Raw genomic sequence first — 11,363 nt, forward strand, 5'->3', positions numbered from 1 at the left:
TTGCTCGCGATCAGCCGCGCAGCGGCGCCCTCACCACACCCCGATCTGCACCACCTTTTCTGCCTCCGGCTCGCCATAGCGAAAGCGTTGCCCGCGCAGGTCGATCTCTTCGTGGCTGATGGTGGTCCGCCGCTTCAGCCCGCGCAGCCAGTCGAACAGATACCCCAGGTGCTCCTCGCGCACCGCCGCATAGGCCGGGTCGGCGCCGAGGTCGCGCAGTTCCTGGGGGTCGTTGTAGAGGTCGAACAGCTGCGGGCGGAAGCCGTCGTAGGCCAGGTATTTCCAGCGCTCGCTGCGCACCATGGTCATGCGGCAGCGGTCGATGGGCTGGGCCAGGCGTTCGCGGGCCGGGGCCTGGAACGCGTAGTCGTATTCGCTGATGGCATAGCGGCGCCAGTCGCCCGCCGTGCCGTGCAACAGCGGGATCAGCGAGCGGCCTTCCAGCCGGTGTTCGGCGCCGGGCAGCCCCAGGGCGTCGAGAAAGGTCGGCAGGGCATCGATGGTTTCCACCAGGCGCTCGTCCAGCGTGCCGCGGCTGATATCCGCCGCGGCCCGTGGGTCGCGCACGATCAGTGGCACGCCCACGGCCGGCTCCAGTAAAAACTCCTTTTCCCCCAGCCAGTGATCGCCGAGAAAGTCGCCGTGGTCGCTGGTGAACACGATCAGGGTGTCGTCCCAGCGCCCGCTGCTTTGCAGGAAATCGAACAGGCGGCCGAGCTGATCGTCCACCTGCTTGATCAGGCCCATGTAAGTCGGCACCACGTTCAGGCGCACTTTGTCGCGGGAGAAGTTCTGGCTCTCCTGATGCTGGCGAAAGGCGGCATACACCGGGTGGTCGCTGGCCTCGTCGGCGGCGGCGCGCACCGGGGCGATCACCTGCTCGGCCGTGTACAGCGCGTGGTAGGGCGCCGGCGCGATATAGGGCCAGTGCGGCTTGATATAGGACAGGTGCAGGCACCAGGGCTGCTCGCCCTGCTCTTGGATGAAGTCGAGGGCGCGGTCGGTGGTGTAGACGGTCTCCGAATGCTGCTCGGGGATGCGGGCCGGCAGGTGGGCGTTGCGCATTTTCCAGCCGCTGAGGATTTCACCCTGTTCACCTGCGGCGGCGTTGGCCCAGTCGTGCCAGGGGTTGCGCCCCTGGTAGCCCTGTTCGCGCAAGTAATGGGTGTAGGGCGCCGACTCGCGTTTGTCGTCGAACAGTGGGCTGTCGGGGAAGATCCCGTCGTGGCGCAGATAGGGTTCGAAACCGACCTCGTTGAGGGCCTCGGCCTGCTGGCTTTCGGGGTCGATCGCCAGGCGCTGCAAGGCATCGAGATTGGGCGTGGCGTGGGTCTTGCCCACCAGCGCGGTGCGGATGCCGTGGGGGCTCAGGTAGTCGCCGATGGTCAGCTCTTCCAGGGGCAGCGGCACGGCGTTCCACGCCACCTGGTGGCTGCTGACATAACGCCCGGTGTAGGCCGACATCCGCGACGGCCCGCAGATGGTGCCCTGGGTGTAGGCGCGGCTGAAGCGCACGCCGGCGGCGGCCAGGCGGTCGATGTTCGGCGTGTGCAGATGGGGATGGCCGTAGCACGACAGGTAATCGCGACGCAGCTGGTCGCACATGATGTACAGCACGTTGCGCACGGGTTGGACGGGGTTGGACATGGCGTTCACCGATCGAAAGACAGGTGAGGGTTTTCGCTGTCGCGGGGCGTTCCGACAAGCGCATTTGGCGCATGCTTTTCATGCGTGATATGCATGGGCGAAGGCGACCCCTGTAGCCGCTGCCGAAGGCTGCGATAAGGCCGCAGGCCTTCAGCGATATTGAAATCGCCGCGCCCCTTCGGGGCGATCGCAGCCTGCGGCAGCGGCTACAGGTGCGGTGTTTCAGACCGCGAAATTCTCCAGCGAACACAGATCCTCATCCAGCGCGTCGGTGCGCTTGATCTCCTCGATCATCGCCTCGGCCAGCGGCGACAGCCGATAGCCGGCGCGGCTGACGATGCCGTAGCGGGTGTACAGCTCCTCCAGGTCGTCGGCCAGGCCTTCGACCTTCAGGCACACCAGCTCGCCCCGGGCATTGTGCAGCGCATCGCTGTAGGCGCCGATGATACCGATCGCATCCGAGCGCATCACCACGCCGAGCAGGCTGTAGCTGTTCTCGCATTCCACATTCGGGACGAAATCCGGCCGGCCGCTGAGATCGACCACCACCTTGCGCAGGTTCGGCGGGCGGATGGTCGCGGCCAGCGGGTAACTCATCAGCTCGACGGCGGTGACGCTTTCCTGCTCGGCCAGCGGGTGCCCGGCGCGGCAGCAGAAATGCCATTTGCGCGGGCGCAGGCGCTGGGTCAGGTAATCCGGGTTGGCTTCGAACTGCCGGGTGTCGGCGACGAAAAATTCGAACTCTTCGCTGAGCAGGCGTTTGCTCAGGGTTTGCCAGTCATCCACCTGGAACTGCACCCGGGCCTTGGGGTAGCGCCCGATAAAGCTGCCGATGGCCCGGGGGATCAAGCCTGCCGCTGGCGCCGGCCCGCAACCGAAGCGCAGTTCGCCGGCCTCCAGGCCGTTGAACTGGCTGATCTCGTTGGCCAGTTGCTGCGCGCCGCTGACCAGCCGCCGTGCATGTTCGAGCAGCACCAGCCCCTGTTTGGTCGGTGCCAGGTCCTTGCGCCCGCGATCCACCAGCTGACAGCCGACGCTGTGCTCCAGGGCCTGGATGCTGCGGCTGAAGGCCGATTGCGACAGGTTCACCGCCAAGGCGGCCGCGACAAAGCTGCGCTGTTCGGCGAGGGCGATGAAGTGACGGAGCTGGCGCAGATCGATATGCATTTTTCACATTGAAAATATCGGGGAAATGCATTGGCTATGCATTAGGTCGACTCTTTATAAAGGCAATCTCTTATTCCGTAAATCTTATTAAAAACATAAATAAATAACCTAAAAGAATATACGGATCAGTCTGTTTTTTGCCCAGGAGCCGCCCATGAGCCCGTTGAACCTTGTCTCCCCCACTTCGCCCCGACGGCTCAAGCGCTTGCCGCTGGCCCTGCTGCTGGCCGGTAGCGCCGGCTGGTCCCACGGCTATGCCGCGCAAGCCGAAACGCCCGCCGAAGCCCCGGCCAAGGCCGATGCCGCCCGGCCCGCCGCCAGCGGCCAGTTGGAAACCGTGACCGTGACCGCGCGGCGCCGCGAGGAGAGCGCCCAGGACGTGCCGACGCCGATGAGCGTGATCGGTGGCCAGGCCCTGGAGAGCCAGCGGGTCTATCGCATCCAGGATCTGCAGCAGTTGGTGCCGAGCGTCAACGTCGCCTACATGCACGCGCGCCAGTCCAGCGTGTCGATCCGCGGCCTGGGCAACAACCCGGCCAGCGACGGCCTGGAAGGCAGCGTCGGGCTGTACATCGACAACGTCTACCTGGGGCGGCCGGGCATGGCGGTGTTCGACCTGATGGACATCGAGCAGTTGGAAGTGCTGCGCGGTCCCCAGGGCACGCTGTTCGGCAAGAACACCACCGCCGGGGTGATCAACATCAGCACCCGCGCGCCGAGCTTCACCCCCGAACGCAGCATCGAGACCTCGGTGGGCGAGGACGGCTACTTCCAGACCAAGGGCACTATTTCCGGGCCGTTGACCGACGAGCTGGCCGGGCGTTTCTCGGCCTATCGCACCCGCAGCGACGGCGATATCAAGAACGAACACGATGGCCATGACCTCAACGGCGGCTCGCGCCAGGGCTTCCGTGGCCAACTGCTGTTCAAGCCCAACGAGAACTTCAACCTGCGCTGGATCGGCGATTACAACGAAGAGGACTCCAGTGCCGGCACCCGGGTGCTGTACAGCACCGGGCCGACCATCAATGGCGTCAACCAGTACCAGTCGCGGGCCACTGCGGCCGGCGCCACCCTGGTCGACGGCACGCACCGCAAGGTCAACCTGGACAACGATCAGCACGTCACGGTGTTCCAGGGCGGCACCTCCCTGGAGGCCAACTGGACCCTGCCCAGCGACTTCACCCTGACGTCGGTCAGCGCTTACCGCTGGTGGGACTTCACCCCGCGCAACGACGACGGGCTCAACGTGCCGGCCAGCTATAACGCCGGGGTCTCGGTGGAGGATAAACAGTGGTCCCAGGAGTTCCGCCTGGCCTCGCCCACCGGCGGCTTCTTCGACTACGTGCTCGGCGCCTACTACTTCGGCTCCGACCTGGACAACAAGTCCTTCGCCTATTACGGCCCCAAGGCGGACATCTGGAACGGCACGCCCAACGGCGCCCTGAACAACGTCACCAGCATCGGCAACGGGCATATCCGCACCGACAGCTTCGCGCTGTTCGCCCAGGGCACCTGGCACCTCACCGAGCGCCTGGATTTCACCGCCGGCCTGCGTGGCACCTATGAAGAGAAAAGCGCCTGGGTGACTCGCAACGCGCCAGTGGGGGGCGCCGCGGTGACCGGTGCCGCGGCCACCGCGCGGCGCGGACGGGCCGGGGCCTACGACTCCGGCGACCTCAACCAGTACAGCACCAGCCCCTCGGGCCTGCTCAACCTCAGCTACCGCTTCACCGACGACCTGCTGGGCTACGCCACCCTGTCCCACGGCGAGAAGTCCGGCGGGGTCAACCTCGCGGTCGGCTCGGCGCCCACTGCTGGCGCCGACTCGCTGCTGATCGGCACCGAGCGCGCCAACAACGCCGAACTGGGTTTCAAGAGCACCCTGTGGGACAAGCGCCTGCAACTCAACGCCAACCTGTTCTGGACCCAGGTCAACGGCTACCAGACCAATGCCTACGACGCCAACAACCGCGTGCAGTACCTGACCAACGCCGGATCGGTGCGCTCACGAGGCGTGGAAGTCGAAAGCACGCTGATCCCCATCCGTGGCCTGACCCTCAACCTCAACGGCTCCTACAACGACGTGCGCTACCTGTCCTACAAGGATGCGCCATGCCCGCCTGAAGTCAGCCTGCGCCCGGGCGCCCCGGCCTCCTGCGACCTCAGCGGCCACCAGGTGGTCGGCGCCTCGAAATGGATCGGCAACGCCAACGGCGAGTACAAATGGAACCTGGACAACGGCCTCGAACCCTACGTCACCGGCAGCTACGCCTTCCGCTCCAAGGCCGTCGGCACCGTCGAGGATTCCGACTACGGCCAGATCCCCAGCTACGCGGTGGTCAACCTCTCCACCGGCCTGCGTGGCAACTATGAGCAAGGGCAGTGGGACGTGTCGCTGTGGCTGAAAAACGCCTTCGACAAGACCTACTACACCACGCTGTGGTCGGGGGGGAATGGCGGCTACGAAGGTTTGCTCGGCACGCCGCGGACCCTTGGCGTGACCGGCCGCTACGACTTCTGAACACCCTCATTTGCAACCCGCGCCGGGTTCCGCGGCGCGGTTCGACCTGAACAGGAGTTCCACCATGTTGAACCTCAAGCCCGTGTTGCCCCTGCTGCTGTCATTCAGTGCCGGGGCCTTCGCCGCCCCCAGCGTCTACCCCACCGGCGTGACCCGTTACGACCCGGCCAAGGCCTTCAATCAGTACGTGATCTTCAGTGGCGCGGACAAGAAAACCCACCTGATCGACATGAATGGCAACGAGGTGAAAAACTGGCCCCAGGCCGGCTTTCCTTCGGCGATCATCGACCCGCAGCTGGTGGGCGGCGCGCGTGGCCGGGTGCTGTTGCAACTGAGCGAAAAGGACCCCGGCAAACTCGGCTCGGCCGGCAATGGCCTGGGCAACCAGAGCATCGGCGAGCTGGACTGGGACGGCAAGGTGGTCTGGCAATGGGGCGACCAGGCGCCTGGCGGCGCGGCCCAGCAGCATCATGACCAGCGCCGCCTGAGCAATGGCAACACCCTGGTGCTGGCCAACAAGGTACATGCGGTGGCGGGCTTCAAGGTGCCGCAAGTCATCGATGACGTGATCTACGAAGTCAGCCCCCAGGGCGAGGTGAAATGGCAGTGGCTGGCCTCCGAACACCTCAAGGAATTCGGCTTCACCCCGGAGCAGTTGAAGCTGGTGCGGGCCACCAAGGACCCGGACTACCTGCACATCAACAACCTCAGCGTGGTCGGCCCGAACAAGTGGTTCGACGCCGGCGACAAACGCTTCGCCCCGGACAACCTGCTGTTCGACTCCCGCAACGCCAACTTCATCGCCATCATCGACAAGCAGAGCGGCAAGGTGGTCTGGCGCCTCGGCCCCAACCTGCCGACCCTCAACCGGCGAGCGCCGGCGACCTTGCCGCGCCCGGTGGACCAGTTCGTCGGCCAGCACGACGCCCACATCATCCCCGCCGGCCTGCCGGGCGCGGGCAACTTGCTGGTGTTCGACAACCAGGGCACGGCCGGCTACCCCTCGGTGCCATTGGGGCTGATTTCCGGCTCGCGGGTGCTGGAGATCGACCCCGTGACCCAACAGATCGTCTGGCAGTACAGCGCCGCCAGTTCCAGGCAGCCGGGCTGGGCCTTCTACAGCTCGTTCATCAGCAGCGCCCGACGCCTGCCCAACGGCAATACCCTGATCGATGAAGGCATGAACGGCCGCTTCTTCCAGGTCACGGCAAGCGGCGAAAACGTCTGGGAATACGTCAGCCCGTTCCTCGGCAAGGCCCCGGGCAGCGACGCCATCAGCAACTGGGTGTACCGCGCGTTGCCGGTGAGCTATGACTGGGTGCCACAAGGCACGCCACGTTCGGAAGCAGCGGTGATTGCGCCGACGGCGGCTTTGCAACCGACTAATGCCAGCCGTTGATCCGGCTGCTGCGTGCTCTGGGTTACCTGTAAAGGCTTGCTCGCGATAGCGCCGGTTCAGACGGCGCATCGCGAGGTCTCTACAGGCTTATTTGCAGCTGTAATTTTCAGGCATGGTGACCGTGTAATTGCGCTGTACGCGGTCGCGGAAATCCAGGTTCTGCAGGCCTTGTTCCACCAGGAAGGCCTCGACCTTGCCGTTCTGGCAATCCTCGTTATAAGAGGACACCCGCAGCAGATACACCGCACGCCGAGTGGTTTCGTCCCGGGCCGTCGCGGTAAAGGTCGACAGGGTGGTGTAGCCGGTGCGTTCCGAGGTGCCTACCGGACCATAAGACGTATTGGGCGTGCTGGTGCAGACCAGCTTTTCCTTCTTTTTCTTGCCATCCTTGCACACCGTGGAAGTGCTGTTCTGCACCCGGCCGTAGTCGGTGGCGGTGTAGCGGTAAGTGACTTGCTTGCTATGGATATCAAGGCTGACCGTCATCTTGATCGGCGCATGCTTCTTGGGCAGCGACGCCTCGGTAAACACCTCGCGGAACCCCTGGTCCTTCAACGCATTGACCATATCGAGCAGGTAATAACGGGCATTCAGCGAATTCTCGTCATTCCCCGTCGTGGCCGTCACCAGCACCAGCGCTTGCCGATCAAATTGATAGTCCGGATCCGGCGTGCCATTGAGCGCGACGTCGAACTTGGTGGCGCAGCCGGTGAGCAGAAGGGAAAACAGGAATAGCGGGTAAAGCATGTATCGAGTCATGAGGGCTTCGTTGTGTTGCGGTGGATGGGATAGGGATTAGACGGATGAGCGGGGGAATAAACAAATGGGGTAGGTGGAGCAGTAGGCCCGACAGGGGGCGTATTGAAGGACGGCTTGGCTTGTGAGCGGGACTCCCGTCGAGCATGGTCTACGGGCGAAGCATGAGCCGTTTGCAGAGGCAGCTACGGTAGTGTTCCTGTCAGTCTCTGCGACCAGCTTTTGCCTGATCGCATCGCGATTATCGATGCGAGCTTGATGTTTGTTACTGACTAATCTTCCGTTGAGAATTTTGCTTTCAATATTTTGCATTTTAGCAAAATGCTTTCACGATCTGATATGGCGTTATTGTCGCACCAGTTGCTGATGACGGAGGCTCCGTCAGAAAATGAAAGCACTACGTGCTCGCCCATGAACTCGAATGCTATTCCTTCTTTCAGGTATTCGGGGATGTTTTCAAAGTCCTCATCAGTACTGAGATAAATTCCCGACATGTCAATGCCAAAACCCTCCGAAGTTGCGAGCTTGTCTAGCGCTACAGGTAGAAAACTTTGGATGATCAGGGAAGAAGAGTCTTTGAGGTCGAGTAGGCAGTTGTGGATGATGCTTTCTTGTCTGAGCGTCAGTGTATTCATTTGTTTGTACTACTGGCTGAGCTTTATGTCAGTCGCATTGCGTGACTATGTAGACGCGGTCATCAACGTCTGATGTTCTACTTCCAAAGAAGTATATTTCGTTCTGGTTAAATAAAGTGTAGTTTCTTTTTGTTCTAGGCTTGCTTTTGCCAAAAATATCCATTTCCTGTTGTGAAGGGGCGCTATCAACAATCGGAAATGACTGCTCTCCATGTACTTGCAATAAAAAGTCCAAGGCTGCTCCCTTGTACTGGGCCGGCGTCTCATCACCCATGAGCCACTTGGGCTTATCGCCAGCCCAACCGAATACATCGTTGCCTTTACTGTGGCTAAATGCTAAGGGAGTCATTGCGATCCGTATCGGGTAGTCACTTGCATAGGTTTTTTCTTCATTCTTGAAAAGAAAGGCCGCAAAGTATTTTTGGTAATCGCTTAAAAAGTTATCTGGAATGGTTGCCCCCAATAGCGGGACTTTGAGCATTTCAGGAATCGTATAGTCTTCGTTGAAATCGTCAGTCGCGGCAAAAATACTTAGCGTGTGGCCATGTAGTGAGTGAGCCTCTGGAAATTGCAGCGTGAAGTAAAAGCTCATCAAACTGCCGTTTGGGCTTTTGGGCATGCTCATTCCTTGGGGGATGACTGGTTTCCCTCCAATGTATGAAGCGGACTCGGTTTTTGGGGTTTTATTTATGTACATGGATTTAAATTGATTTTCCTGAAGAGTAGGCTTTTACTGGTTTTTTGAGGGGGAGCGCCTTTTGATGGTCGAGGCTCAACTTCGGGGGGATTTAATTAAGTCTCCAGCATTGTACGACGCTACTTTTTATCAGCTGACTGATTAATTCCTCTGATATGTCAATTTCTGGAAGATCTGAGTCATCGTCTATAGAGCTAACTAGCAAATTGAACTCGTTAGATGGTTCTTCGCGCAAATCATCTTCGGGGTGTGGAACCCCTAGAAGTGCATATTTCAGGGTTGGTGTGCTTGCCAGAAAGGCAGGGTATTCGTCATATGTGCCTTCATTATCTTTCTTGAAGGTAATACCAAGAATATCTCCGAGAACAGTGGCCGTATTTTCCAATGAACCGATAGGGGTTAAACTGATATTTGCGAACTTTCTATAGGTTTCGGTACTCATGCTACCTTCCTGGGTTAATGAAAAATTTGAGAGTCGGCGTTCGCTTGCAACTTTTCAATTTCCTTCTAGTGGATCCATCCCATAGGGTTTGGCATGTACTGGTAGTTTTTCAATCCCCCGCCAACGTGATCGAGCCTGGAACCAAACTCGTCAAAAACTTGGATTGTAATAGTGCTGCCGGTTGTAATGCAGCCTGGTTTCACTATCGACGTACTGACCCTGGAATCGCGGCGGCTTGTCGATTTCCTCGACATCCAGAGCTTCCAGAATGTTGTAAGCCCGATACTTTGGCTGACCACATGATCTCGCTACTGTCGACCGTCAGTTCCTGTGCTCGGAGTTCGATCGTGATGCATTGGTTATCTTAACTTTAATTTTGGCTTTTAAATAATGGCAAGTACAAGAAGAATTGTTTTTATGGGTTATGATTCGAAATAAATGTTGTAACCTTTGTCTGAATCGGATTTAGTATGGTTTTTTATCACCTCTATGTCAAAAAGCGTTGCAGGTGTTGATGAAGTTTTATTTTTCATTTCTTGATTGGCTTTTTCTATTTCGTGGGTAAGGTCTGTGTAGGAGTCAATAAGTATTGTGTCGTTGGTAGAGTACGTTAATTTTATCTTCTTAGAGGTTATGAGGCATAGTTTTATGCTGATGTTTGGGTTGAATAAAAGCCTTCCGCCTAGATCATATATTTTGTCATTGTTTTGGAGTTTTCTTCCCCAACTACTTTGCGTTGTATGCTTGCCGTCTCCGGTTTGTATTGAGAACTCCGATTCCAGTCTGTCTAGCTCTTCAAATTCAATAAGCGCGCTTTTCACCAGGATGAAGCCGTCACTTATAATTCTTTCAGGGATTACTGAAGAAGCTTGATTTGTTAATTGCTCTATTATTGGCTCGTCAATTGTGTTGAGGATGAAGTTTATTATTTTTATTCTTGGCGTCTCGTAGAATTTTTCAGTTAACGCTATATCCATATAGCTTATAAGTCCTCCAGCGTTATCGTAGTCTATAGCGCCAAATGCTTCCTCTATATCAAGTGCGATTTTCATTTTAATTTGCTTTCTTAAGAGAGTGTGTGTTTTGAGCGCGGTGTTGAACTTTTGTGTTATAGCGGTTTAAGCAATGATGAAGTGTTCGCATAAAGTGCCGTTGGTCTTCGATGTCATCATTAAAGTGGGTGGTTATTTTATCAAATAGGAAGTCGAAGTTTTCATCAGTGTTTAAAAAATATTTCAATGTTTTTATGCAGCGCTCGCGTGCTTCTGGAGTGTATGCAAGAAACTCTGGTTTTAGTATTGTGTCGAAAAGCTCTGAAAGTTCTCGGATGTCATTTATGTTTTTTGAAGCTATTATGTCTTGTCTGATTTTGGAGTCATTGTCAGGATTATCTATGTCGAAAATAAAAAGCAAGCTGCGAAATATATTGAGGTCAGTTTTTTTGTTCATTTTAGTAATCCGGATAAGAAAATATCAGCGCAGGTCGTCACGCTGCGCTGACAGGTCATTGCTGATTTTTTAAAGAACGGGTTTAAGCGCTTAGAACCTGATCCCGCAACTTACGACCGATAACATCCATTAGGTCGCAGCCATCTCGGAGTGGGATGACGATCACTCGCGACAAATCTTGTAGCAGTAGTGGGTCACTGTTGAAGTTTTCGGTTAGAGAAATTGTTTCAAGTAGTTGAGTGACACATCGGATGCGGTATGCGGCGGTGTCATGCAGCACATCGATAGGGGCTTGCGTGTCGATCAGCAGCGAAGGAAAGTTGTTATCGATTCCTGTGATGGGCATGTAGCGAGACATAGATGATCTTCCTGGGTCAGCTTCAGAAACTGCCTGCATCACTTCCACATGAGGGTGGCAGTCGTACGCGGGTGTGGAAGACCGAGGATCCAGGAACCCGGCGCACTCGAAAGTGCCCCGCGTACAACCGCCATAATTTAACAGTATGTAAAAAGCATGCTCAATGGAGGTTCTTTTACTTGGATCTCAAAGGGCTTCCACACCCTTGTCGCTGATCTTGCAGCGACTTGAAGATCCTATCTATTGGATTGGGTTCATATAAGATGGCAAAAATCGATTAATCTTGTAG

11 protein-coding genes are annotated in these 11,363 nt (G+C 57.5%); 2 read left to right on the forward strand and 9 right to left on the reverse strand.

What is annotated here, in order from left to right:
* Positions 1 to 30 precede the first annotated feature (30 nt).
* Together CXQ81_RS03340 and CXQ81_RS03345 are read right to left on the reverse strand one after the other, a co-directional pair.
* Positions 31 to 1,647, reverse strand: coding sequence for an alkaline phosphatase family protein (locus CXQ81_RS03340; protein WP_101336465.1), 1,617 nt, complete (start codon positions 1,645 to 1,647; stop codon positions 31 to 33).
* A gap of 222 nt (positions 1,648 to 1,869) precedes the next feature.
* Positions 1,870 to 2,814 carry a LysR family transcriptional regulator gene (locus CXQ81_RS03345; RefSeq protein ID WP_101336466.1) on the reverse strand — a complete coding sequence of 315 codons (945 nt, stop codon included), beginning with the start codon at positions 2,812 to 2,814 and terminating at the stop codon, positions 1,870 to 1,872.
* A 154-nt stretch (positions 2,815 to 2,968) separates the two neighbouring features.
* Here CXQ81_RS03345 and CXQ81_RS03350 point away from each other — a divergent pair, with 154 nt between their 5' ends.
* Together CXQ81_RS03350 and CXQ81_RS03355 are read left to right on the forward strand one after the other, a co-directional pair.
* Positions 2,969 to 5,338, forward strand: coding sequence for a TonB-dependent receptor (locus CXQ81_RS03350; protein WP_101336467.1), 2,370 nt, complete (start codon positions 2,969 to 2,971; stop codon positions 5,336 to 5,338).
* 64 nt (positions 5,339 to 5,402) lie between these two features.
* The gene (locus CXQ81_RS03355) at positions 5,403 to 6,737 is read left to right on the forward strand and encodes an aryl-sulfate sulfotransferase (RefSeq protein WP_101336468.1); all 1,335 of its coding nucleotides are present in this window, start codon (positions 5,403 to 5,405) and stop codon (positions 6,735 to 6,737) included.
* An 87-nt stretch (positions 6,738 to 6,824) separates the two neighbouring features.
* Here CXQ81_RS03355 and CXQ81_RS03360 read toward each other — a convergent pair whose 3' ends face one another.
* The 7 genes from CXQ81_RS03360 to CXQ81_RS03385 form a co-directional block, all read right to left on the reverse strand.
* A complete protein-coding gene (locus CXQ81_RS03360) occupies positions 6,825 to 7,496 on the reverse strand; it encodes a hypothetical protein (RefSeq protein WP_101336469.1) in 672 nt (223 codons plus the stop codon).
* A gap of 269 nt (positions 7,497 to 7,765) precedes the next feature.
* On the reverse strand, positions 7,766 to 8,128 hold the full coding sequence (locus CXQ81_RS03365) for a hypothetical protein (protein ID WP_101336470.1): 363 nt from the start codon (positions 8,126 to 8,128) through the stop codon (positions 7,766 to 7,768).
* A 28-nt stretch (positions 8,129 to 8,156) separates the two neighbouring features.
* The gene (locus CXQ81_RS03370) at positions 8,157 to 8,747 is read right to left on the reverse strand and encodes a hypothetical protein (protein ID WP_101336471.1); all 591 of its coding nucleotides are present in this window, start codon (positions 8,745 to 8,747) and stop codon (positions 8,157 to 8,159) included.
* A 169-nt stretch (positions 8,748 to 8,916) separates the two neighbouring features.
* The gene (locus CXQ81_RS30985; RefSeq protein ID WP_157832230.1) at positions 8,917 to 9,267 is read right to left on the reverse strand and encodes a hypothetical protein; all 351 of its coding nucleotides are present in this window, start codon (positions 9,265 to 9,267) and stop codon (positions 8,917 to 8,919) included.
* Positions 9,268 to 9,689: 422 nt separating this feature from the next.
* Positions 9,690 to 10,319, reverse strand: coding sequence for a hypothetical protein (locus CXQ81_RS03375; RefSeq protein ID WP_101336472.1), 630 nt, complete (start codon positions 10,317 to 10,319; stop codon positions 9,690 to 9,692).
* 1 nt (position 10,320) lies between these two features.
* Entirely contained in the window at positions 10,321 to 10,716 is a 396-nt protein-coding gene (locus CXQ81_RS03380) for a hypothetical protein (RefSeq protein WP_101336473.1), read from the reverse strand.
* An 82-nt stretch (positions 10,717 to 10,798) separates the two neighbouring features.
* The gene (locus CXQ81_RS03385; protein WP_101336474.1) at positions 10,799 to 11,074 is read right to left on the reverse strand and encodes a hypothetical protein; all 276 of its coding nucleotides are present in this window, start codon (positions 11,072 to 11,074) and stop codon (positions 10,799 to 10,801) included.
* Between the last annotated feature and the right edge of the window lie 289 nt (positions 11,075 to 11,363).

The sequence above is a fragment of the Pseudomonas sp. 09C 129 genome (assembly GCF_002843625.1).
In the GTDB taxonomy this organism is placed as follows: Bacteria; Pseudomonadota; Gammaproteobacteria; order Pseudomonadales; family Pseudomonadaceae; genus Aquipseudomonas; species Aquipseudomonas chlororaphis.

Excerpts from the sequence above, each read along its gene's own strand:
- CXQ81_RS03340 (WP_101336465.1), bottom strand. The coding sequence starts at position 1,647 with ATGTCCAACCCCGTCCAACCCGTGCGCAACGTGCTGTACATCATGTGC.
- CXQ81_RS03345 (WP_101336466.1), bottom strand. The coding sequence starts at position 2,814 with ATGCATATCGATCTGCGCCAGCTCCGTCACTTCATCGCCCTCGCCGAA.
- CXQ81_RS03350 (WP_101336467.1), top strand. The coding sequence starts at position 2,969 with ATGAGCCCGTTGAACCTTGTCTCCCCCACTTCGCCCCGACGGCTCAAG.
- CXQ81_RS03355 (WP_101336468.1), top strand. The coding sequence starts at position 5,403 with ATGTTGAACCTCAAGCCCGTGTTGCCCCTGCTGCTGTCATTCAGTGCC.
- CXQ81_RS03360 (WP_101336469.1), bottom strand. The coding sequence starts at position 7,496 with ATGACTCGATACATGCTTTACCCGCTATTCCTGTTTTCCCTTCTGCTC.
- CXQ81_RS03365 (WP_101336470.1), bottom strand. The coding sequence starts at position 8,128 with ATGAATACACTGACGCTCAGACAAGAAAGCATCATCCACAACTGCCTA.
- CXQ81_RS03370 (WP_101336471.1), bottom strand. The coding sequence starts at position 8,747 with ATGCCCAAAAGCCCAAACGGCAGTTTGATGAGCTTTTACTTCACGCTG.
- CXQ81_RS30985 (WP_157832230.1), bottom strand. The coding sequence starts at position 9,267 with ATGAGTACCGAAACCTATAGAAAGTTCGCAAATATCAGTTTAACCCCT.
- CXQ81_RS03375 (WP_101336472.1), bottom strand. The coding sequence starts at position 10,319 with ATGAAAATCGCACTTGATATAGAGGAAGCATTTGGCGCTATAGACTAC.
- CXQ81_RS03380 (WP_101336473.1), bottom strand. The coding sequence starts at position 10,716 with ATGAACAAAAAAACTGACCTCAATATATTTCGCAGCTTGCTTTTTATT.
- CXQ81_RS03385 (WP_101336474.1), bottom strand. The coding sequence starts at position 11,074 with ATGTCTCGCTACATGCCCATCACAGGAATCGATAACAACTTTCCTTCG.